This is a genomic window from Methylobacterium longum (assembly GCF_022179385.1).
In the GTDB taxonomy this organism is placed as follows: Bacteria; Pseudomonadota; Alphaproteobacteria; order Rhizobiales; family Beijerinckiaceae; genus Methylobacterium; species Methylobacterium longum.
On sequence record NZ_BPQS01000014.1, the window covers coordinates 96,320 to 118,401 of the forward strand.

The following is a 22,082-nucleotide window of genomic DNA, read 5'->3' on the forward strand; positions in this document are numbered from 1 at the left end:
CGAAGGCAGGCGGATCAGTATTGCGTGGTGACGCGTCGCGCGAGCGGCGCGGCGCAGCCTGCGGTCATCGTACGCTCGGGAGGGAGCGGACGACGGGAGCGAAATCTTGGGCCGGACCCTGATCCTCACCGACGATACCAGCCGCGGCGAGCGCCTCGCGCGCAACCTCGGCGCCGGCGGAAGCGTGACGCTCCACGATCTCTACGGCGATGCCGTGCCGCCCAGCGGATCCTCGCTGATCATCAGCGACGTCAGCGCGCTGACCTCCGAATCCGTGCGTCGCCTGCGCCAGGCGCTCGCCGTCGCGCGGGGCGCCGGCACGCCGTTCCTCGCCCTGATCCACGGCAATCTGGGCCGCGGTGAGATCCAGGCGACGGCCCTCGGGGCGACTCGGGTCCTGCCGGCGTCTGTGGCGGGTGCCATGCTGCTCAACGCGGTCGCCGCTTTGACCGGAAGCCCCGGACCGGCCAGGGCGGCCGGCGTCGCGCGCGGTTCCCTGCTGCGGGATCAGGTCGACGGCGCGCGCCAAGCCTTCGCGGCCATCTTCCGTCCGGATCGGATGCCCGAGCCCGCGATCGTCGAGTCCGGCGCCGTGCTGGTGAACCGCGCCGTCCGCGAGGCGAAGATTCGGGATTGGCTCACCATCGTCGCCAACTTCGATGACGTGACCCACCGGCACTGCCTGAGCGTCGCCGGTCTGGCCGCTGCCTTCGCGCGGCAGCTGGGCCTGAACGAGGTGGATTCGAACCACCTGATCAAGGGCGCGCTGCTCCACGATATCGGCAAGGCCAAGATCTCCCTCGCCATCCTGAACAAGCCGGCGCCGCTGACGCCGGAGGAGCGGGTCGAGATGAGCCGTCACCCGGCGCTCGGGTACGACATGCTCCTCGCAGGCGGCTACGACACGCTGACGCTGGCGGTGGTCCGCTCGCACCACGAATACCTCGACGGCACCGGCTATCCGGACCGGCTCCACGGTCGGGAGATCCCGGACCTCGTCCGTCTGATCACGATCTGCGACATCTTCGCGGCGCTGATCGAGGAGCGGCCCTACAAGAGGCCGAAACCGGCTCATGAAGCCTTCGCGGTCCTGGAGGGGATGGACGCGAAGCTCGACGTCGACCTCGTGCGCGCCTTCGGCGGCGTCGCGACGGCCTGCGAGACGCCCGTGCGGGCATCCGCCTGATCCGGCACGGTTCGTCTCAGGTCAGGTCCCACGCCGCTTCGTCCCGCATCAGCGCCGCCACCAGGGCGTGGTTCAGCTCGTGCCCGGTATGCAGGGCGGTGATCCGTCCCTCGATCGGGTGACCTGCCAGGGCGAGATCGCCGACGAGATCGAGGATGCGGTGGCGCACCGGCTCGCCCGGAACCCGCATCCCGCCGAGGACACGGCCGCGCACCAGCAGCGCCGCCGAGCGCGGCGACACCCCCTGCAGGAAGCTCTTCCGGGTGAGGCACCCGTAGGCACGCCCGGCCATCGCCCGGCCGAATCGGCCGAAGCTGCGCGAAGGCGCGATCTCGCGCTCGAAGGTCTCCGGGCTGAGGCTACCCGACCAGTCGATCGCGCCGAAATACGCGAGGGCGACATGGCCCGTCAGGTGCAGCCCGGGGCCGGGTTCGATCCACAGGCGGCGCTGACCGCACTCGACCGTGACGGCGCGGCGGACCCGGATGACGCGGCAGGGTGCCGCCTGCTCGATCCGCCCGGCGGACCGGATCGCCTGGCACCACGGCGTGGCGCTCCCGTCGAAGATCGGCAGCTCGTCGGCGTCGATCTCGGCCAGCGCGTTGTCGATCCGCAGGGCGCTCAGGGACGCCATCAGGTGTTCGATGGTCCGGACGAAGACGCCCTCGCGCCGGATCGCCGACGAGAGCGGCTGCGGTTCACGGTAGGGCCAGAGCGCGGGCACGTCGACGCAGCGGCCGTCCTTGAGGCGGCGACGGAAGATGATGCCGTGTCCCGAAGGCGCCGGGCTGACACGAACAGTGGCGTGGCGTCCGGAATGGAGACTGTGCCCGGACCGCTCGAACGAAGCCGCGAGGGTGGCCTGTGGGCGACGTGGCGGTGCGGCGGCACAGGAAGCGTCGCGCGGGACTCTGATCTCGTGAAACATCGCTGCCGCGCCCCCACGCGGCGGCGGAAAATAACCCTGGTTCCTGATCCACGCTAATAAACTCCTGTTCAACGGAGCGCGGCTTGACCGCTCTGCCCGCGCCCGTCACGATCGCGCCCGCCCGACCGGTCAAGCAGCGCTGCGGCGCTGGTCAGCTTCACCGTGCGGGCTGCTCCCGTCCCCTGATCCGTTGGCCGGCACCCGTCAGGGCAGGGATGGAGGCCGGAGTTGAGGGAACACGTTCGATGGCGCGGCTGGGCACGATACCGTTCTTCAAGGATCCGGGCATCGAGCTGAGCCCCTACGAGTCCCGCTGCCACTGGCGCCGGGTCGATGAGAATGAAGTCCTCGTCGACTTCGACGACATCTCTACGGACGTCTACTTCATCGCCTCCGGGGAGGTGCGCATCCTGAACCGCACGCAGTCGGGCAAGGAGGTGATCCTCGGCGAGATGCGCGGCGGCGCCTTCTTCGGCGAACTCGCCGCCATCGACGGGATCGGCCGCTCGGCCAACGTTACGGCGCTCACCCGCGGCGAGGTCTGCGTGGTCCCCGCCGCGGTGTTCCGGCAGATCGTCTTCGCGTCCGAGGCGATCGCCGACCGGCTGTTCCGGCTGCTCGCCAAGCGCGTGCGCGAGCTGAACACCCGGTTGATGGAGCACGCGCTGCTCGACCTCAAGCACAGGCTCTACGCCGAGCTCCTGCGCCTGTCGGTGCCGCGCACCGGCGCCTCGGGCGAGCGGGTCGTCTCGCCGCCGCCCTATCATCACGTCCTCGCGGCCCGGATCGGCTGCCGACGTGAGCAGGTCACACGGGAATTCACCGCGATGGCGGCCGAGGGGCTGGTCGACCGCACCCGTGGCGCGCTGGTTCTGCGCCGGCCGGACCTGCTGGAAGCGCGCGTGGCCGAGGCGCTGCGCGAGGATTCCTGATCCTTGCCCGGCACGCCGGCACCGCGCCTGCGGCTTGAGGATCTGACCAAGCTTTACGGCACGCACCGCGCCGTCGACGCGGTGACGCTGGATCTGGAGCCCGACGAGTTCTTCTGCCTGCTGGGACCGTCCGGCTGCGGCAAGAGTACACTCCTGCGCATGATCGCCGGGTTCGAGGTGCCGAGTTCGGGGCACATCCGGCTCGGCGACGAGAACCTCACGGCGCTGCCGCCGCACCGGCGGCCGGTCAACATGATGTTCCAGTCCTACGCCCTGTTCCCCCACATGAGCGTGGCGTCCAATGTCGGCTACGGCCTCAAGGGCATCGGCCGGGTCGCCGCCGCCGCCCGGGTGGCGGACCTCCTGCGGCTGGTCCGCCTCGACGGCTTCGGCGACCGCCGGCCCGACACGCTCTCGGGCGGGCAGCGGCAGCGGGTGGCCCTGGCCCGGGCGCTCGCCCGCGAGCCGAAGCTGCTGCTCCTCGACGAGCCGCTGGGCGCCCTGGATCGTGGCCTGCGGGAGGAGACGCAGGGCGAACTGCGCGCCGTGCAGCGCCGGCTCGGCACCGCCTTCGTGGTCGTCACGCATGATCCCGAGGAAGCGATGATGCTGGCCGACCGGATCGGCGTCATGGAGGGGGGTCGCCTCGTGCAAGTCGGGAAGCCGGAGGTGCTCTACCGGCGTCCGGCCAGCCGCTTCGTGGCCGGGCTGCTCGGCGACGTGAACTTCATCCCCGGCCGCCTGGGATCCGAGGGGTCGGGCGGCGAGCGCCCCGTTCGGACGCCCCACGGCGACGTGCGGGGCGCGGCGGCGACGCAACTGGCCGAGGGTGCCCCGGTCCTGGTCGCGGTGCGTCCGGAGGATCTGGTCCTCGGAGCCGACGGGCTCCCCGTCGTCGTCGCCGACGCGACGTTCCTGGGCGACCGTGTGCGTCGCACCCTGCGGCTGCCCGACGGATCGATCCTGCGCGCGAGCGGTCGACCCGCCGACGCGGACGCGCCCGTGGGGTCCTGGACGCATGTCGGCTTCGCGCCCGAGGCCGCGGTGATCCTGCCGGCATGAGGGCGCTCGCGCCCCGTACGTGTCGCATCGCCCGCGAGCGCATTGCGGATATGAGGTCCGTCGCGCGTGCGGCCCGATCGATCGCAGCGACGCTGGGACCCGTGCCCGTGGGCGCGCGCGCCTCCTCGCCGGTGCGGGAGAAAACCCCGGGGAATGCACGGCCTGTACGCGGCGGGACGGCGCGCCTCATCCCGGGACTCCTCGCCCCTCGACCGGACCCTCATCCCCATCCTCTGCCCGAGGGAAGGGGACGCAGGTCGCACCCCGGTAGCCACACCCTGCCGCAGATCCGCGGACGCCGCGCGACGCGCGGCTCCCCGTCCTTCGGTGTCCCCAAGCCGAACGGTGCTCCATGAGCCGCGCCAGATTCGGCAGAGGCTTCGACCGTCTGGTGCGGCTGCCGCCGTTCGTGTGGCTGTCGGCGTTCTTCTTCGTGCCGTTCGCGATTACGCTGAAGATCAGCCTGTCGGAGCCGGCCACGGCGATCCCGCCCTACCTACCGGTGCTCGATTGGCGCGCCGGCCTGGACGGCTGGTCGGCCTTTCTCGAAGGCCTGGACTTCGACAATTACGCGACGCTCTACGCCGACCCGCTGTACCGCGACGCCGCCCTCGGCTCGCTGACCTACGCGGCCGTGGCAAGCCTCATCCTCGTGGCGCTCGGTACCCCGCTCGCCTACGCCCTGGCCCGGGCGCCGGTTCGCTGGCAGCCGCTCCTCGTCGCCCTCGTCGTCGTGCCGTTCTGGACGAGCTTCCTGATCCGGATCTACGCCTGGATCGCGATCCTGAAGCCCGAGGGACTGCTCAACCTGATCCTGCTGCGGGCCGGCCTGATCTTCGAGCCGCTGACCATCCTCAACACCGAGGCCGCCATCCTCGTCGGCCTCGTCTACGCGTACCTGCCCTTCATGGTGCTTCCGCTCTACGCCGTGATGAGCCGCCTGGATCCGAGCCTGCGGGAGGCGGCGGCCGACCTCGGCGCGTCGCCCACCCGCGTGTTCTGGAGCGTGACCCTCCCCCTCAGCCTGCCCGGGATCCTGGCTGGCGCAGGCCTGTGCTTCATCCCGATGGTCGGCGAGTTCGTGATACCGGACCTGCTCGGAGGCTCGGAGACCCTGATGCTCGGCCGGGTGCTCTGGACCGAGTTCTTCTCGAACCGTGACTGGCCGCTCGCATCGGCGGTCGCCGTCCTGATCCTCGCCATCATCGTCGGGCCGGTGGTGCTGTTCCGCGACAGCCTGCGCGTCGGCGAGGCGGGGGACGGACGGCCGTGACCTGGGTGACCCGCACCGCCCTGGTGGCCGGGCTCGGCTTCCTCTACGCGCCGATCCTCGTGCTGGTCGCCTACTCGTTCAACGCCTCGCCGCTGGTCACGGTCTGGGGCGGGTTCTCGACGCGCTGGTACGGCACGCTGATGTCGGACGCGCCGCTGATGGCCGCCGCCTGGGTCTCGTTCAAGGTGGCCGTGCTGGCGAGCGGCATCGCCACGGTGCTCGGCACGCTGGCAGCGCTGGTGCTGGAGCGGCACGGACGCTTCCGCGGGCGCCCGCTGTTCGCCGGACTGATCCTCGGGCCGATCGTGATGCCGGAGGTGATGATCGGCCTGTCGCTCCTCTTGATGTTCATCGGCGTCGGCCTCGATCGGGGCCTCGTCACCATCGTCATCGCGCACGCCACCTTCTGCACCGGGTTCGTGGCGGTGGTCGTGGCGGCGCGCCTTCGCGGTCTCGATCGCTCCCTTGAAGAGGCGGCGGCCGACCTCGGCGCGCCGCCCTGGCGCGTGCTCACCACCGTGACGCTGCCGCTGCTGGCGCCCGCCGTGGTGGCCGGCGCGCTCCTCGCCTTCAGCCTGTCGCTGGACGACTTGGTGATCGCCAGCTTCGTCTCGGGGCCGGGCTCCACCACGCTGCCGATGCGCCTCTACAGTCAGGTCCGGCTCGGGGTGAATCCCGAGATCAACGCCGCCTCGACCTTGCTGATCGCGCTCGTCAGTGCGGCCGTGCTGCTGGCCTCCTGGCTGACGGCCCGTCGCGGGCCGGGCTGACGCCGGTCCCGCTCTGTGCGGCGACGCACACGGCCAAGCTCAGCGCGGACATAATCTCGCACACGTTTCGCCGGTCGATCCGGCGGATTCGCGAGGGATCGCCGTCATGACACGCTCTCTGACCATCGTCTCCCTGGCGGCGATCCTGGCCGCCTCGGCGGCGGAGGCCCGCTCGGCACGGATGCCGGCCAAGCCGCAGCCGAGCGCTGCCATCCAGGCGCGCCAGAACGCCATGAACGATTTCAGCGCGCGGATGAGCCGCCTCGACCGACTGATGGGAGTGCCGTCGGTTGCGGCCGCGCGGTCGCGGTCCGCCGAAGCCGGGCGCTGACGCCGAGCCCCCCGCGCCGGATCAGCGGCCGAGGCCGCCCGCCTCCTCGACAAAGCGCGCCACATCGTCCGCGCCAGCACCCCCGCGCAGGGATGCGAACACGTAGGGCCGCGCCCCGCGCATCCGCTTCGTGTCCGCCTCCATGACGGACAGGTCGGCGCCGACCAGCGGCGCGAGGTCGGTCTTGTTGACGATCAGCAGGTCCGACCGGGTGATGCCCGGTCCGCCCTTGCGGGGGATCTTCTCGCCCCCGGCCACGTCGATCACGTAGAGCGTGATGTCGGCGAGTTCCGGCGAGAACGTCGCCGCGAGGTTGTCGCCGCCGGATTCGATCAGCACCAAGTCGAGCTTGGGAAAGCGGCGGCTCATCTCCGCCACCGCCGCGAGATTGATGGAAGCGTCCTCTCGGATCGCGGTATGCGGGCAGCCGCCCGTCTCGACCCCCAGGATGCGCTCCTCCGGCAGGGCGCCGGCCACCGTCAGGATCCGCGCATCCTCCTTGGTGTAGATGTCGTTGGTGATCGCGCAGATCTCGTAGCGATCTCGGAAGCGCTTGCAGAGCTGCTCCATGAGGGCTGTCTTGCCGGATCCGACAGGACCGCCGATGCCGACGCGGAGAGGGCCGTTCGAAGAGGTCATGCTGCGGTCTCACGATCGGAAGATGCGGGAATACTGGGTCTCGTGCCGGAAGGAGCCGAGATCCAGGCGGAAGGTGGCGGCTCCCAGGGCGTCGAGACCCGCACCGGCAGCCGCGTCGGCGAGGCGGGCGATGCGCGGGGCGAGGGCGGCGACCACCCGCGTGCCGGCGGCCTGTCCCACCGGCGCCGCCCGCAGCGCCGCAGAGACAAGGTTCTGCAGGAAGGCGAGACCGTAAGCGGCGAGGACGGGTGCCAGCACCATGCGGTGAGCCCCGGCGGCCAGCCCGACCGCGACCGGATAGGCGACGGGGCCCGGAAGGTGCTCGGTCAGGCTTGAGAGCGGCGCGCAGGGCCATGCGCCGAGGGTGGCGTCGAGGAAGCTCCGACCCTGCTGGCTCGTCTCGAGGTGCAACTCGCGCGACGGCGCGAGGGCGAGGGCGAGGTCGTTGACGGCGCGGATCGCGTCGCTGCCGCACATCGCCGCCCGATGGGCCTCGGCCGCCAGGATCAGGTCGTTGCGCAGCGCGCCGCGCTCGCAGACGTCGCCGATCCAGTCCGCGAGGCTCGCCTCGTCGCGCACGTCACCGGCTTCGACCGCCCATTCCAGGCCGTGCGAGTACGCGTAGGCGCCGACCGGATACCCCGGCGACAGCCACGCCATCAGGCGGAGGGCGTCGAGGGCCTCAGTCGGCGACATGGTGATGGTGATGGCCGCCATGCGCGTGCGCTTGCGCCGAACCACCCGCGTAGGCCCCGCCCTCGGGCCGGAACGGGCGAATCACCGGCTCGACCGTGCCACCGAGCCCACGCACCATCTCGGCGAGCACGTGATCGTCCGCGATCCAGACCGCGTCGGCGCCGATCTCAGCCGGGATGTGCCGGTTGCCGATGTGCCAGATCAGGCGCTTAAGCGCGTGCTCGCTCGGCGCGCGGATCTCCAGGAGGCGTTCCGACGCCGCCTCGACCCAGACGAGGCGGCCGTCTTCAAGGACCAGCGCATCGCCATCCTCAAGCACGGCCGGTTCCGGCAGATCGAGCAGGAAGTCCAGTCCGCCGCTCCCGCGCATGGCGACGCGGCGGCGATGACGGTCGCCGTGATCGAGAACGACGCGGTCGACGATCTCGCCGCCCGAGAGCGCGTCCCGGCGAAGGATACGGGTGGCGCGAATCATGATCTGTGCCGTCTGTTCGGTGACCGGGGTCGATCGAACACCGATCGTCTCCGAAGCCTGGGTGAAGAGGTCGCTCGTGTCCGCGCGCTGCGCAGCCTTCGGCATCGCGGCCCTGGCGTCAGCCACCCCATCCCGTTTCAGAACAGGAAGTAGCGCTGCGCCATCGGCAGCACCTCGGCGGGCTCGCAGACCAGAAGCTCCCCGTCGGCGCGGACGTCGTAGGTCTCGGGATCGACCTCGATCACCGGGGTTGCGTCGTTGAGCACCATGCTCTTCTTCGAGATTCCGCCCCGCACGTTCTCCACCGCAACCAGTTCCTTCTGCACGCCCAGCCGGTTCCGCAGCCCGTCCTCGATGGCCGCCCGGGACACGAAGGTGAGGGCGGTGGCGAAGGGCACCCGGCCGTAGGCGCCGAACATCGGACGGTAATGCACCGGCTGCGGCGTCGGGATCGAGGCGTTCGGATCGCCCATAGGCGCGGCCGCGATGCTGCCGCCCTTCAGGATCAGGTCGGGCTTCACCCCGAAGAAGGCCGGCGTCCAGAGCACGAGATCGGCGAGCTTGCCGGGCTCGACGGACCCGACGTGCCGCGAGATCCCGTGCGCGATCGCCGGGTTGATCGTGTACTTGGCGACGTAGCGGCGCGCCCGCAGGTTGTCGGTGCCCGAGGTGTCGCCCGCAAGGGCCCCGCGCTGGCGCTTCATCTTGTCGGCGGTCTGCCAGGTGCGGATCACGACCTCGCCGACCCGGCCCATGGCTTGGCTGTCGGACGACATCATCGAGAGCGCGCCGATATCGTGCAGGATGTCCTCGGCCGCGATGGTCTCGCGGCGGATCCGGCTCTCCGCGAAGGCGAGATCCTCGGGGATCGACGGGTCGAGGTGGTGGCAGACCATGAGCATGTCGAGATGCTCGTCGATCGTGTTGCGCGTGTAGGGCCGGGTCGGGTTCGTGGAGGAGGGCAGGACGTTCGGCAGACCCGCTACCTTGATGATGTCGGGCGCGTGGCCGCCCCCGGCGCCCTCGGTGTGGAACGCGTGGATGGTGCGGCCCTTGAAGGCCGCGATCGTGTCCTCGACGAAGCCCGATTCGTTGAGCGTGTCGGTGTGGATCATGACCTGGATGTCGTGGGCATCCGCCACCGACAGGCAGGTGTCGATCGCCGCGGGCGTCGTACCCCAATCCTCGTGCAGCTTCAGCGCACAGGCGCCGGCCCGCACCATCTCGACGAGGCTCTCGGGCCTCGACGCGTTGCCCTTGCCGGCGAAGGCGAGGTTCATGGGGAAGGCGTCCGCCGCCTCGATCATCCGCGCGATGTGCCAGGGTCCGGGCGTGCAGGTGGTGGCGAAGGTGCCGTGCGCCGGCCCGGTGCCGCCGCCGAGCATCGTTGTGATGCCCGAGCAGAGCGCCTCCTCGATCTGCTGCGGGCAGATGAAGTGAATGTGGCTGTCGAAGCCGCCGGCCGTCAGGATCTTGCCCTCGCCGGCGATGACTTCGGTCCCGGGGCCGACCACGATGTCGACTCCGGGCTGCACGTCCGGATTGCCGGCCTTGCCGAGCTTGAAGATCCGGCCGCGGACGATGCCGACATCGCATTTCACGATGCCCCAATGGTCGAGCACCACGGCGTTGGTGATCACCGTGTCGACGGCCCCCCCGGCATTGGTGACCTGGCTCTGGCCCATCCCGTCGCGGATGACCTTGCCGCCGCCGAACTTCACCTCCTCGCCGTAGCTGGTGAGATCGCGCTCGACCGTGATCTCCAGGCTGGTGTCGGCCAGGCGGATGCGGTCCCCGACCGTCGGTCCGAACATGTCGGCGTAGGCTGCGCGGGGAAGGCTCGCGGGCTTCGGGGCGTTGGACATGGTCAGAGCTTACCCATCACATCGCCTCGGAACCCGTAGACGGTGCGGCCTCCGGCAAGCGGCACGAGCGTGACTGCCCGGGTCGATCCCGGCTCGAAGCGCACCGCGGTGCCGGGCGCGATGTCGAGGCGCTTGCCGCGGGCCTGCTCGCGCTCGAACACAAGGCCCGGATTGACCTCGTAGAAGTGGTAGTGCGAGCCGACCTGGATCGGCCGGTCACCGGTGTTGGCGACCTCGAGGACGGTGCGCTCCGCGTCCGCGTTGAAGACGATCTCGCCGGGCAAGGTCGTCACCGCACCCGGCCTGTCGCGGGAGGCCGCCCCCCGGATCGGGTGGTGAACGGTCACCAGCTTCGTGCCGTCCGGGAAGGTGGCTTCGACCTGGATGTCGGGGATCATCTCGGCCACGCCCTCCATCACCTGATCGGCCGTGAGGACGGTGCCGCCGGCTCGCATCAGTTCGGCGACGGTCCGGCCGTCGCGCGCGCCCTCGACGACGAAGTCGGTGATCAGCGCCACCGCCTCCGGATGGTTGAGCTTCACGCCGCGGGCCAGACGGTTCCGCGCGACCTGCGCGGCCATGGCGATCAGCAGCTTGTCCTTCTCACGGGGCGTCAGCAGCACGGCAAACCTCGTCGTTGCGGCCGCGGGAGCAAGGATCATGCGCGATGCGCGGTCAAGGATGCGGCAGCCCGCTACCGCTCCATCCCGGCGAATCCGGCGAACAGCTCGGGCATGGTCCCGCCCTTCAGCGTCGCCGGGAGGTCCCGGGGATGGATGAAGGCGTCGCGAAACCACGGATAGCGCACCGGATCGAAGCTGGTGCGGATCCAGTTGATCGCCTGGCGGACGCGGTCGATCCGCTCGGCATCCGGGTGATAGGTCAGCCAGATGTCGAGGCCGATCTGGACAAGTCCGTCGATCGGCACCAGCCGCGCGCCGATCGCCGCCGCGTAAGTGGGCAGCCAGCCGATCCCGGCGCCGTTGGCCACCGCCCAGTAATGGGCGCTGCTCACGTTGGTCTTGAGGGTCACGTAACCGGATTGCGGCTTGTCGGGCGTGTGCCGGTCGTACTCCGCCATGCTGACGGTCTGGTTCGAGACCTGAAGCACGATCCGGTGCCGCGCAGCGTCCTCCACGCCGGCCGGCACGCCGTAGATGTCCAGGTAGCTGCGCGCCGCGAACGCCATGGCGTGCAAGCGGCCGAGCTTGACGACCTTCAGGTCGGGATTGGACGGCCGCACCAGCTGCACCGCCACGTCGGCTTCGAGGCGGCCGACATCGGCCGGATCCATCGCGCAGCGCAGATCCACCACGAGCCGGGGATTCGCGCGCTGGAACTCGACGAGGCGCGGCGCCAGCCAGAACGTGCCGAGGCCCTCGGTGACGGCGATCCGCACCTCGCCGGTCGGCGTCGCCGAAGCGGCATCCCGGGCGCGCAGGACTGAGTAGGCGGCACTCTCCATGGTGCGGGCCGCCGCCAGGATCGCCTCGCCCTCCGTGGTCAGGCGGATCCCGGCCGCGTGGCGCGTGAGCAGGGTGACGCCGAGCTGCGCCTCCAGGTCGTCGATCCGCCGCCGCAGCGTGTTGATGGACAATCCGACGACGGCAGACGCCGCTCGGAAGCTGCCCCGGCGATCGAGTTCCAGGAACAGCCGCAGGTCCTGCCAGTCCGGCATGCCGGCTTCGAAGACCGAGGCGTGTTCCATCTGTGAGACTCCCATACTTCAAGTTTTGCACAGACGCGGATCTTCGGCCATGCGAAGCCGGGGGCTCTTCCCAATCATCTGCGGATTTCGACGCGATGACGGTCCACGTATCCCCGCCCGACCACGTGCCCCATCCCTACGGGACGCCGGAGGCGCGGCACGACATCATCGACCTACGTTCGGCGCGTCTCGCCCGCCATCTGGTGCTGTTCACCCCGACCCAGGACGATCTGGAACGCCTGCTCGACGAGACCCGGTCCGCCCTGCCGGGCGTTGCCGACATCGCGGTGGTCCGCCGCGTGATGACCGCCAATCCCGATACCGTATTCGCCATCGCCCGGCGCGAGGGCTACGACGCGCTTTCGCCCCGCGGCGAGGGCTTGACCGCGGTCCTGCCGCTGAACGAGGCCGGGATGGCGGCCCTGCTGACGGGCAGCTTCGACGCGAGCGATCCGGACATACGCTTCATCGCCCGGCAGCACGAGCGCCCGGCCGGCATCTATCTGTGGGTGATCCACGCCCGCCGCCGACTGGCGGCGGCGGTCGCCTTGATGCTGCAGCGGATCTCGACGCCGCTGTGCCGCGACGTCGATCTCTTCGCCCGCGCCGCCACCGCGGAGGGCGCGGACTACCTGGAGGGCATCGGGTTCACGAAGGGCGCGGCCTGGCGCGCCCTGCGCGCGCCCGGCCTGCACATGTTCCACCGCTCGGAGCGCGCCGAGCGCCTGCCGCCCTATGACAGCCACCGGCCCGGCGCCACCGGCACCAGCGTCGCCGTGGCGCGGACCTTCGAGGACCTGTCGCGCGTCATCGCCCTGCGCGCCGCCGTGTACATGGCCGAGCAAGCCTGCCCCTACGAGGAGGAGTTCGACGGGAACGATCTCTCGGCGACCCATCTCATCGGCTACGTCGGGGACGAGCCCGCGGGCTGTCTGCGGATCCGCTTTTTCGCCGATTTCGCCAAAATCGAGCGCCTCGCCGTGCGGGCCGAGCACCGCAACACGCGCATGGCCTTCGCGCTGGTCCGGGCCGGGATCGAACTGGCGCGGGTGAAGGGCTACCGCCGCCTCTACGGCCATGCCCAGAAGCGCCTCGTCGGCTTCTGGAGCCGCTTCGGCTTCCGCGTGTTCGAGGGCGCGCAGGAACTGGTGTTCTCGGATTTCGACTACATCGAAATGCTGCTGGAGGCCGAGCCCCATCCCGAGGCCATCGGCATCGGCATCGATCCCTACGTCATCATCCGGCCCGAAGGCCGCTGGCACCGCGCCGGCACCCTCGACCGCTCCCGGGCCCGGGCCGTCACCCGGCCCTCCGTCGATCAGAAGGCGGCGCGATGATCCGGACCTTCAACCCGGCGCTCTACCGCCGGCCGCGCAGCGTCCCGGTGCTCGTGCTGGTGGACATGCAGCAGGAATACGAGGTTGCGGGGCGTCCGCTCGCCCTTACGGGGATCGCCCCGGCCCTGGCGAATTGCCGGTTGGCCCTCGGCCACGCCCGCGAGAGCGGCATCCAGGTCGCCTACGTGCGCTGGATCGGTGCGCCCCTGTTCCAGGCGGGTACCCGCTTCGCCCGATGGATCGAGGGCTTCGAGCCGCATGGCTGCGACATGATCTTCGACCGGGATCGTCCTTCCTGCTACGCGAGCCCGGCCTTCGCCGACGCCATGGAGCGCGGCTGCCCGCCTCTCGTTATCGCGGGCTTCGCCGGCGAGGCGGCCTGCCTCGCCACGGCGGTCGACGGCTTCCACCGTGGCCAGGAGGTGACGTTCCTTGCGGACGCCTCCGCCAGCCACGGCCTGGAGGGGATCGCCGCCAGCGACATTCATCGCACGGTGAGTGCGGTGATGCGCGCGTTCGGTGATGTCACGGACACGCAGTCCTGGATCTCCGGCTCCGCACCGTTCCGGCCCACGACGGCCGCTTCAAGCCAGACGCACGCGAATGACTGATCGAGGCCAACACGACCGGGCCCGTGGCCACGCCGGAATCGACGACGACGAGGTGCTCCAGCGCCTCGGCCGGCACGCGATCGCGCTGCTTCAGGCGGCGCGGGATGCGGGTGATCCCGCGCTGATCGCCCAGGCGGAAGCCATGGCGATGGCAGTGGGCTTCGCGCTGGCGGCGCATCTTCCGTTGAGCGCGCACACCGCGGATTGATCAGGCGGCCTCGTCCTCGCCCGCGATCAGGCGCATCGCGCGGAGGCGCGCCGTGCGCTCATCCCGCGCACGGTAATCGGCATCGAGAGCCGACCAGAGGGCCATAAGCTCGCTCTTGTCCCGCGGCTCGACCGTTACGGTCGTGTCACACGAAGAATCGCCGTGTTCGAAGGCGTCCATGCCCGGATCCCCGCGCGTCGAGATGCTGTCCGCTAACAGGACATCCTGGCGAGCGTCCACCCCGACATTGTACATCCCGCGCCGATCGTTACGCGGTGACTTCGGCGCGCTCGTCGGGCTGCGTTCCAACCATCGCGTGATCTGGTCCGAGACGCCGGGCCCGCTCGACCCGGGCCGACGGCCTGGCCAGTGCGGAACGCTGCCCGGCATGCCATGGCACGACCACCCGATAGTCCGCCGGAAGCCCGGAGTGATCACGGTAGCTTCGCGGGTCGAGGCCGCGGCTCGCCAAGTGGCTCTTGAGCGACGTGTGGCTCTTCCCGTCGGGGAAACTGACCATCCCGTCGCCCTGGATCGACTTGCCGATCTGAGCTCGCGTCGGCTTCTCCACGGAAACGTCCGGAGCGCGCTCCGCCTCCGGCGACCCGATTTGCGTCAGTGCCGCGCTCAAGCGCGCCATGATGTCCGGCAGAGCGGCGGGCATACTGTACTGATGTAACGGCGTGCGAACCGATCCGCCGGAAGTAAGTTTCGCTTCAAAGGTTTTTATGTCTTGGTTAGATACAGTATGATACCCATGATTTGATGAGACCGCGCCGGAACCTCAAGATCGGCCGGCTGGCCCGAGGAAGCGCCGGCAACGGAAGTCATCGGGAAACCCAGAAACATATCGGACACCGGGGCGCGCTACGGCTCCGGAGCGCCTCACCCGTCCCCCGCAGGCCTGCGCCGATCTGCTGGCGACGGCCGGTCAGACATCGTGGGCTTCGGACGCCATCAGGGTGGCGATGATGGATTCGACGACTGCGATCTGCTGCTGCACGGCCACGAGGCGGGGCCCGGCTTCCGACCCATCGCCCATCACGAACGTGCCCCTCTGGCGCCGGGTCTCGCGGAGCTTGCGCACGGAGGCGACGATGATCTGCCGCTCCTCGATCAGCGCGGCGCGCAGCTCGTTCAATCCGTCAAGTTCCAGCGTCGAGGCCATGCGCCGTCCCGGTCTCAGATCCGAGGCGCGGACGGGTGCGCCCATCGAAGTCGTGGGGCGATCGTGTCCGGTCCGCGCCGATGATTCCGCGCCGGCTTCGCAGGTCGCGATGGCGGCCAGCGGGCGACGACGGTCCCCGCGACGCTACCCCGCAACGGGCGCGGTTGCACGCCCTCCGTCGGCGGTCCGCCACGGTCGGGAGCGTGTCGCCTCAGTGTCGGCGTGCGGGATTGTATGCTAATGAATGCAAAATTATCTTCGGCTGACCGGCGGCCGGACCTGAGGGCGGAAGCGGACGCATGCTGAGCGGGGAGGAGCACCATCGCGGCGCGTCCCGAACGGAGGAGATCGTCGCGTTCGACGATTCGGGCGGTGGGAAGCCGGTTCGGGCCGAACGGAAACCGAGCCGATCACGCGGGATGGCCCTGGTGTTGCTCGTGCTCGCGGCAGCGGGCGGTGGCGCCTACGGGTACACGCAATACAATCAGCCGAAGGCCAGACCCAAGGCGAGCGCACCGCTCCCGGTGCCGGTGACGCTGGGGACCGTCGAGCAGGGGCCCTTCGCGCTCATGGCGAACGGGCTCGGCACGGTGCAGGCCTACAACACCGTCCAGGTGCGCACGCGGGTCGACGGCGAGATCCAGCAGGTCGCGTTCCGCGAGGGGCAGACGGTCCACAAGGGGGACGTGCTGGTCCAGGTGGATCCGCGGCCCTACCAGGCGACGCTCGATCAGGCGAAGGCCAAGAAGGAGCAGGACACCGCCAACCTCAACAACGCCAAGGTGGACCTCACCCGCTACACCGGCCTCGGCGTCTACGCGTCGCGGCAGCAGACCGAGACGCAGACCGCGCTGGTCGCTCAGCTGACCGCGCAGGTGGCGTCCGATCAGGCCGCCATCGACAACGCCACGACGCAGCTCGGCTACGCCACGATCCGCGCGCCGATCGACGGCGTCACCGGCTTCCGTCAGGTCGATATCGGGAACATCGTCAACGCGGCGGGCATGTCGGCGATCGTGACGATCACGCAGGTCGAGCCGATCTTCGTGGTGTTTACAGCGCCCGAGGATCAGCTCCCCGCCATCACCGCGGCGCTCCGGAAGGGCGACGTTCCGGTGGAGGCTTGGAGCTCGGACGGTCTCACCAAGCTCGCCGACGGCAAGCTCGCCCTGTTCAACAATCAGGTCGACACGGCGACCGGCACCATCCGCCTCAAGGCCGTCTACGAGAACAAGAACCACGCTCTGTGGCCGGGCCTCTCGGTCTCCACCAAGATGCGCGTCGCGACGCTGGCCGCGGCTACGACGGTGCCGGACGACGCCGTGCAGCACGGGCCTTCGGGCCTGTTCGCCTTCGTGGTCGACGAGGCCGGGCGGGCCCATCAGGTCGCCCTCAAGGCCGGGCGCTCGGATTCCGGCCGGACGCAGATCCTGAGCGGCGAGTTGAAGCCCGGCGAGCGCGTCATCGTCGCCGGGCAGTACAAGGTCCAGGACGGCAGCCTCGTGGCGGATCCGCGGGCGGCGCACACCGCGCAGGCGAGCGAGCCGGATGCAGGCCGGCAGCCCGAGGCGGTGCGCCGATGAGCGCAGGACCGAACGCGGATGGGACGCGGCAGGACGGGGGGCACCGATGACAGGCGGCATCTCCGCACCCTTCATCCGGTTCCCGGTGGCGACCACGCTGATCATGGTCGGCATCCTGTTCCTCGGGCTGGTGGCCTACCCGCTGCTCGGCGTCGCGCCCCTGCCGCAGGTGGATTTCCCGACGATCCAGGTGACCGCGCAGCTGCCGGGGGCCAGTCCCGAGACCATGGCGTCCTCGGTGGCGCAGCCCTTGGAGCGGCAGTTCTCGCAGATCCCGGGCGTGTCGCAGATGACCTCGACGAGCTCGCTGGGCATCTCGACGATCACGGTGCAGTTCGACTTGAACCGCAACATCGACGGCGCCGCCAGCGATATCCAGGCGGCGGTCAACGCGGCGAGCGGGCAGCTGCCCAAGAACCTGCCGAGCCCGCCGACCTACCGCAAGGTCAATCCGGCCGACTCGCCGATCCTGCTGCTCTCGGCGGTCTCCGACACCCTGCCGCTGATTGACGTGGACGATGCGGTCGACGTGCAGCTCGCTCAGCGGATCAGTCAGATCTCCGGCGTGGCGCAGGTCTTCATCGGCGGCCAGCAGAAGCCCGCGGTGCGTATCCAGGTCGATCCGGCCAAGCTCGTCGCCAAGGGACTGTCCCTGGAGGACGTGCGCAACCAGCTCGCCATCACCACGGTGAATAACCCCAAGGGCAGCATCGACGGAACGAGCCGCAGCTACACGATCTACGCCAACGACCAGCTGACGGCGGCCCGGGACTGGAACGACGTCATCATCGCCTACCGCGACGGCGCGCCCCTCCGCGTGCGCGACATTGGCCAAGCGATCGCCGGGCCCGAGGACATGAAGCAGGCGGGCTGGACCAACGGTCGCCGCGGCGTGTTCCTGGTGATCTTCAAGCAGCCCGGCGCCAACGTGATCGATACGGTCGACAGCATCAAGGCGCAGCTGCCGCGGCTGACCGCGACCCTGCCGGCCGGGATCAAGGTCGACATCCTCAGCGACCGCACCCAGACGATCCGCGCCTCGGTGGAGGACGTGCAGTTCACCCTCCTGCTGACCATCGTGCTGGTCGTGGCGGTGATCTTCGTGTTCCTGCGCAGCTTCTGGGCGACGGTCATCCCGAGCGTGACGGTACCCCTCGCCCTGCTCGGCGCCTGCGCGCTGATGTGGATGGTGGGCTACACCCTCGACAACCTGTCGCTGATGGCGCTGACCATCGCGGTCGGCTTCGTGGTCGACGACGCCATCGTCGTCCTGGAGAACATCAGCCGCTACGTCGAGGAGGGGATGCGGCCCATGGAGGCCGCGTTCAAGGGCGCGGGCGAGATCGGCTTCACCATCGTGTCGATCTCGGTGTCGCTGATCGCGGTGCTGATCCCGCTGCTCCTGATGGGCGGCATCATCGGCCGCCTGTTCCGCGAATTCGCCGTGGTGCTGTCCATGACGATCGCGGTCTCGGCCTTCGTCTCGCTGACGCTCACGCCGATGATGGCGGCGCGGCTGCTCAAGCCCCACGGCGCTGCGCGCCACGGGCGTCTCTACCGGATGAGCGAGGCCGGGTTCGACGGGTTGCTCTCGATCTACGAGCGTGCCCTCGACGTGGCCCTGCGCCACCACCGCATCACGCTGCTGACCTTCTTCGCGACCCTCGGGCTGACAGGCTACCTGTTCGTCGCGATCCCGAAGGGCTTCTTCCCCCAGCAGGACACCGGCTTCATGATCGGCGTCACCGAGGCGGGCCAGGACACCTCCTTCTCGGCGATGAAGGCGCTGCAGGAGAAGGTCGGAGCCATCGTCCAGGCCGATCCGGGCGTGGCCACCGTCGGCATGTCGCTGGGCGGCAACGGGCAGGCGCTCAACTCGGGCCGGATGTACATCACCCTGAAGCCGAGGGACGAGCGGGACGTCAACGCCTTCCAGATCATCGCCCGGCTTCGGTCGAAGCTGGAGCGCGTGGAGGGCATCCGGACCTTCATCCAGGCCACCCAGGACGTGCGCACCGGCGGGCGCACCTCCCGCACCCAGTTCGAGTACACGCTGCAGGATCCCGACCTCGCCGAGCTCAACACCTGGGCACCCCGCATCCTCGACCGGCTGAAGACGCTGCCCGAACTCCGCGACGTGGCGACCGACCAGCAGACGCGCGGAACCACGCTGACGATGGCGATCGATCGGGACGCCGCCTCGCGCTACGGCATCACCCCGCAGCTGATCGACGACACGCTCTACGACGCGTTCGGCCAACGGCAGATCGCGCAGTACTTCACGCAGCTCAACAGCTACCACGTTGTGCTGGAGGTGCTGCCGGTCCTCCAGGGCAGCCTCGACAGCCTGGACAAGATCTACATCAAGGCGCCGAACGGCGGCGGGCAGGTGCCGCTTGCGGCCTTCGCCCGCTGGACCACCGACCCGGTGGCGCCGCTCTCGGTCAACCACCAGGGCCAGTTCCCCGCGGTAACCATCAGCTTCAACCTCGCCTCCGACGTGGCCCTCGGGCAGGCCACGGAGGCGATCGGCCGGGCGATGCGGGACCTCCAGGTGCCGCCAACCGTGGTGAGCGGCTTCCAGGGCACCGCCCAGGCGTTCCAGCAGTCGCTCTCGACGGTGCCGCTCCTGATCCTGGCGGCGCTGTTCGTCGTCTACCTGATCCTCGGCATCCTCTACGAGAGCTTCATCCACCCGATCACCATCCTCTCGACGCTGCCGTCGGCGGGCGTCGGCGCGCTGGCGGTGCTCATGGCGGCGGGCTTCGACTTCAGCCTGATCGCGCTGATCGGCATCATCCTGCTCATCGGCATCGTGAAGAAGAACGGCATCATGCTGGTGGACTTCGCGATCGTCGCCGAGCGCGAGGAGGGCATCGGCCCCGAGGAGGCGATCCGCAAGGCGGCGCTGCTGCGCTTCCGCCCGATCCTGATGACCACCATGGCGGCGCTCCTCGGCGGCATCCCGCTGATGTTCGCGCACGGAACCGGCTCGGAGATCCGCCAGCCGCTCGGATACGCCATGGTGGGCGGCCTCGCGGTGAGCCAGATCCTGACGCTGTTCACGACGCCGGTGATCTACATCTACCTCGACCGCTTGGCGCACCGCCTGTCGTTCCGGGACAGGCCGGAGGCGGTGGACGCCGCTGTCGGTGCCGCGGACGATCCGGTGGAGGAGGTCCGCGGGCCGCCCGCTCTGCGCGCCGCGGAGTAAGGGGGGTACGAAGGCGCGATCCGCGGCCGTCTTCGCTGCGCTCGCGATCACGGGGGCGTCGACGGCGGCTCCCCCCCTGTCACCGCCATCAGCTTGGCACGGTCCTGAGCCGAACCAGTTGATGCGTGAACGGCCCCGCGGGGTCGCAGCGCTCCGGAACGATGCGGATGAGCCAGACTCTGCCCCTGCGAGGGCTTACCGTCCTCGCCCTGGAGCAGGCGGTCGCCGCTCCCTACTGCACGTCGCGGCTTGCCGATGCCGGCGCACGGGTCATCAAGATCGAGCGGCCGGAAGGCGATTTCGCCCGGGGCTACGATGCCGCCGTCAACGGGCTGGCGAGCTACTTCGTATGGCTCAACCGCGGCAAGGAAAGCCTCGTTGCCGACATCAAGGACCCGGCGGATGCGCGCCTGCTCCACGCGATCCTCGCGCGGACCGACGTGTTCGTGCAGAACCTCGCGCCCGGCGCCGCCAGGCGGGCGGGCTTCGACGCGGCGGACCTGCGGGCGCGCCATCCCCGGCTCATCACCGTCGACATCTCCGGCTACGGTGCCGGCCACGCCTACAGCGACATGAAGGCCTACGACCTGCTGGTCCAGGCGGAGAGCGGGCTCGCCGGCATCACCGGCCACCCGGCGGGGCCCGGGCGGGTCGGGGTCTCCGTCTGCGACGTCGCCTGCGGGATGGACGCGCACGCCGCTGTGCTGGAGGCGCTGATCGCCCGCGGGATCACGGGAGAAGGCTGCGCCCTGGAGGTCAGCCTGTTCAGCGGCGCGGCCGACTGGATGAACGTGCCGCTCCTCTACTTCGAGGGCACGGGCCGAATGCCTCAGCGGGTCGGGCTCGCCCATCCCACGATCTGCCCTTACGGCGCCTTTCCCACCGCGGACGGCGGCCTCGTGCTGATCTCGATCCAGAACGAGCGGGAATGGGCGCGCTTCTGCGGGGGCGTGCTGGGGGAGCCGGACCTCGCCACCGCCGAGGGGTTCGGCTCGAACAACGCCCGCGTGGCCAACCGGGCAGCCGTCGATCAGCGCATCGGCTTGGAACTGGTGCGTCTTACCCGCGACGCGGCCGCGTCCAGGCTGAAGGCGGCGGGTACCGCCTACGGCTTCGTCAACACGCTCGCCGACCTGTCGACCCATCCGGCCCTGGTCCGCGCCGAGGTCCAGACCCCCGCCGGCCCGGCCAGCATCGTGGCGCCGCCGGTCCTGATCGACGGGCAGGTGCGGGCGCTCGGTGCCGTTCCCGCAATCGGCGCGCACAGCGATCGCATCCGCGCGGAATTCGCCGCCGCACCCTGAAAGCCTACATCGGACCACGACGTGGGAACGGGAGGGGACGAAGAGGCTCGACGGCAAGGTCGCGATCGTCACGGGGGCCGGCGGCGGCTTCGGAGCGGGCATCGCCCAGCACTTCGCCGCCGAGGGCGCCGCCGTCGCCTGCGTGGATATCGACCTTGGGGCGGCCGAACGCGTCGCCGCGGGGATCGGCGCCAAGGCCCTCGCCGTCGGCGCGGATGTCGGCAGCGCCGCCGATGTCGAAGCCAGCGTCGCGGCGACCCGCGAGCGTTTCGGGGTACCGCACATCCTGGTCAACAACGCCGGTACGACCCACCGGAACAAGCCGCTCCTGGAGGTGACCGAGGACGAGTTCGACCGCGTGTTCCGGGTGAACGTGAAATCGATCTTCCGCTATGTCCGCGCGATCGCGCCGGTGATGCGCGACGCGGGCGGTGGCGTGATCCTCAACGTCAGCTCGACGGCGGCGCTCCGGCCGCGACCCGGGCTCACGTGGTACAACGCTTCCAAGGGCGCGGCGAGCCTCGCCACCAAGTCGCTGGCTCTGGAACTGGCACCCTGGAAGATTCGGGTGAACGCCCTCTGCCCGGTCATGGGGGCTACCGGCCTGCTCGAGCATTTCATGGGCGTGCCCGACACGCCGGAAAACCGGGAGCGCTTCATCGCCACGATCCCGCTCGGGCGTCTCTCGCAGGCCCGCGACATCGCGGCGGCGGCCCTGTTCCTGGCCTCCGACGAGGCCGAATTCATCACCGGGGTCGACCTGCCGGTCGACGGCGGCCGCACGGCCTGAGG

The 22,082-nt window shown here is 70.0% G+C and carries 23 protein-coding genes; 13 read left to right on the forward strand and 10 right to left on the reverse strand.

The window, feature by feature from the left end:
• The first annotated feature begins 106 nt into the window (after positions 1–106).
• Complete coding sequence (locus tag MFF58_RS14780; protein ID WP_238289227.1) at positions 107–1,186, forward strand: HD-GYP domain-containing protein; 1,080 nt, start codon at positions 107–109, stop codon at positions 1,184–1,186.
• 16 nt (positions 1,187–1,202) lie between these two features.
• Here the strand turns inward: MFF58_RS14780 and MFF58_RS14785 are convergent, their stop codons facing one another.
• Entirely contained in the window at positions 1,203–2,114 is a 912-nt protein-coding gene (locus MFF58_RS14785) for a UDP-3-O-acyl-N-acetylglucosamine deacetylase (protein ID WP_238289230.1), read from the reverse strand.
• A 245-nt stretch (positions 2,115–2,359) separates the two neighbouring features.
• Between MFF58_RS14785 and MFF58_RS14790 the strand changes: the two genes are divergently transcribed.
• From MFF58_RS14790 to MFF58_RS14810, 5 genes are all read left to right on the forward strand, one after another.
• On the forward strand, positions 2,360–3,046 hold the full coding sequence (locus MFF58_RS14790; protein WP_238289231.1) for a Crp/Fnr family transcriptional regulator: 687 nt from the start codon (positions 2,360–2,362) through the stop codon (positions 3,044–3,046).
• A gap of 3 nt (positions 3,047–3,049) precedes the next feature.
• Positions 3,050–4,108: an ABC transporter ATP-binding protein gene (locus MFF58_RS14795; RefSeq protein WP_238289233.1), complete on the forward strand. Its 1,059-nt coding sequence runs from the start codon at positions 3,050–3,052 to the stop codon at positions 4,106–4,108.
• 352 nt (positions 4,109–4,460) lie between these two features.
• Entirely contained in the window at positions 4,461–5,381 is a 921-nt protein-coding gene (locus MFF58_RS14800; protein WP_238289236.1) for an ABC transporter permease, read from the forward strand.
• Positions 5,378–6,151 carry an ABC transporter permease gene (locus MFF58_RS14805; protein WP_238289238.1) on the forward strand — a complete coding sequence of 258 codons (774 nt, stop codon included), beginning with the start codon at positions 5,378–5,380 and terminating at the stop codon, positions 6,149–6,151. Before MFF58_RS14800 ends, MFF58_RS14805 begins: the two co-directional genes overlap by 4 nt.
• A 106-nt stretch (positions 6,152–6,257) precedes the next feature.
• Entirely contained in the window at positions 6,258–6,482 is a 225-nt protein-coding gene (locus MFF58_RS14810; RefSeq protein ID WP_238289240.1) for a hypothetical protein, read from the forward strand.
• A 21-nt stretch (positions 6,483–6,503) separates the two neighbouring features.
• Here the strand turns inward: MFF58_RS14810 and ureG are convergent, their stop codons facing one another.
• The 6 genes from ureG to MFF58_RS14840 all read right to left on the reverse strand — a co-directional run bounded on the left by ureG (position 6,504) and on the right by MFF58_RS14840 (position 11,865).
• The gene (gene ureG, locus MFF58_RS14815) at positions 6,504–7,121 is read right to left on the reverse strand and encodes an urease accessory protein UreG (RefSeq protein ID WP_238289242.1); all 618 of its coding nucleotides are present in this window, start codon (positions 7,119–7,121) and stop codon (positions 6,504–6,506) included.
• A gap of 9 nt (positions 7,122–7,130) precedes the next feature.
• Positions 7,131–7,838 carry an urease accessory protein UreF gene (locus MFF58_RS14820; RefSeq protein WP_238289244.1) on the reverse strand — a complete coding sequence of 236 codons (708 nt, stop codon included), beginning with the start codon at positions 7,836–7,838 and terminating at the stop codon, positions 7,131–7,133.
• Positions 7,804–8,292, reverse strand: a complete 489-nt coding sequence (locus MFF58_RS14825; protein WP_238289284.1) for an urease accessory protein UreE — start codon at positions 8,290–8,292, stop codon at positions 7,804–7,806. Before MFF58_RS14825 ends, MFF58_RS14820 begins: the two co-directional genes overlap by 35 nt.
• Before the next feature lie 137 nt (positions 8,293–8,429).
• Positions 8,430–10,157: an urease subunit alpha gene (gene ureC / locus MFF58_RS14830; RefSeq protein WP_238289246.1), complete on the reverse strand. Its 1,728-nt coding sequence runs from the start codon at positions 10,155–10,157 to the stop codon at positions 8,430–8,432.
• 2 nt (positions 10,158–10,159) lie between these two features.
• The gene (locus MFF58_RS14835) at positions 10,160–10,780 is read right to left on the reverse strand and encodes an urease subunit gamma (RefSeq protein ID WP_238289248.1); all 621 of its coding nucleotides are present in this window, start codon (positions 10,778–10,780) and stop codon (positions 10,160–10,162) included.
• 71 nt (positions 10,781–10,851) lie between these two features.
• Positions 10,852–11,865 (reverse strand): LysR family transcriptional regulator, encoded by a 1,014-nt coding sequence (locus tag MFF58_RS14840; protein WP_238289250.1) that lies wholly within the window; start codon positions 11,863–11,865, stop codon positions 10,852–10,854.
• Positions 11,866–11,960: 95 nt separating this feature from the next.
• On the opposite strand from MFF58_RS14840, the gene MFF58_RS32470 reads away from it, so the two are divergent.
• Genes MFF58_RS32470 through MFF58_RS14855 form a run of 3 tightly spaced genes read left to right on the forward strand, consistent with a single transcriptional unit; the run spans position 11,961 to position 14,021 of the window.
• Positions 11,961–13,202: a GNAT family N-acetyltransferase gene (locus MFF58_RS32470; protein WP_308445447.1), complete on the forward strand. Its 1,242-nt coding sequence runs from the start codon at positions 11,961–11,963 to the stop codon at positions 13,200–13,202.
• On the forward strand, positions 13,199–13,813 hold the full coding sequence (locus MFF58_RS14850) for a cysteine hydrolase family protein (RefSeq protein WP_238289252.1): 615 nt from the start codon (positions 13,199–13,201) through the stop codon (positions 13,811–13,813). The genes MFF58_RS32470 and MFF58_RS14850 overlap by 4 nt, the downstream gene beginning before the upstream one ends.
• 52 nt (positions 13,814–13,865) lie before the next feature.
• A complete protein-coding gene (locus MFF58_RS14855; RefSeq protein WP_238289254.1) occupies positions 13,866–14,021 on the forward strand; it encodes a hypothetical protein in 156 nt (51 codons plus the stop codon).
• Here the strand turns inward: MFF58_RS14855 and MFF58_RS14860 are convergent, their stop codons facing one another.
• The 3 genes from MFF58_RS14860 to MFF58_RS14870 form a co-directional block, all read right to left on the reverse strand.
• The gene (locus MFF58_RS14860; RefSeq protein WP_238289256.1) at positions 14,022–14,201 is read right to left on the reverse strand and encodes a hypothetical protein; all 180 of its coding nucleotides are present in this window, start codon (positions 14,199–14,201) and stop codon (positions 14,022–14,024) included. It abuts the gene before it with no gap.
• Between the two features lie 88 nt (positions 14,202–14,289).
• Positions 14,290–14,685, reverse strand: a complete 396-nt coding sequence (locus tag MFF58_RS14865; protein WP_279602686.1) for a MucR family transcriptional regulator — start codon at positions 14,683–14,685, stop codon at positions 14,290–14,292.
• A 267-nt stretch (positions 14,686–14,952) separates the two neighbouring features.
• Positions 14,953–15,189 carry an HOOK family protein gene (locus MFF58_RS14870; protein WP_238289259.1) on the reverse strand — a complete coding sequence of 79 codons (237 nt, stop codon included), beginning with the start codon at positions 15,187–15,189 and terminating at the stop codon, positions 14,953–14,955.
• Positions 15,190–15,488: 299 nt separating this feature from the next.
• On the opposite strand from MFF58_RS14870, the gene MFF58_RS14875 reads away from it, so the two are divergent.
• The 4 genes from MFF58_RS14875 (at position 15,489) to MFF58_RS14890 (ending at position 22,080) form a co-directional block, all read left to right on the forward strand.
• Positions 15,489–16,772, forward strand: a complete 1,284-nt coding sequence (locus tag MFF58_RS14875) for an efflux RND transporter periplasmic adaptor subunit (RefSeq protein ID WP_238289261.1) — start codon at positions 15,489–15,491, stop codon at positions 16,770–16,772.
• Positions 16,773–16,818: 46 nt separating this feature from the next.
• Positions 16,819–19,986 carry an efflux RND transporter permease subunit gene (locus tag MFF58_RS14880; protein WP_238289263.1) on the forward strand — a complete coding sequence of 1,056 codons (3,168 nt, stop codon included), beginning with the start codon at positions 16,819–16,821 and terminating at the stop codon, positions 19,984–19,986.
• 167 nt (positions 19,987–20,153) lie between these two features.
• Positions 20,154–21,290 carry a CaiB/BaiF CoA transferase family protein gene (locus tag MFF58_RS14885; RefSeq protein ID WP_238289264.1) on the forward strand — a complete coding sequence of 379 codons (1,137 nt, stop codon included), beginning with the start codon at positions 20,154–20,156 and terminating at the stop codon, positions 21,288–21,290.
• Complete coding sequence (locus tag MFF58_RS14890) at positions 21,226–22,080, forward strand: SDR family oxidoreductase (protein ID WP_283206439.1); 855 nt, start codon at positions 21,226–21,228, stop codon at positions 22,078–22,080. Before MFF58_RS14885 ends, MFF58_RS14890 begins: the two co-directional genes overlap by 65 nt.
• Positions 22,081–22,082 lie beyond the last annotated feature (2 nt).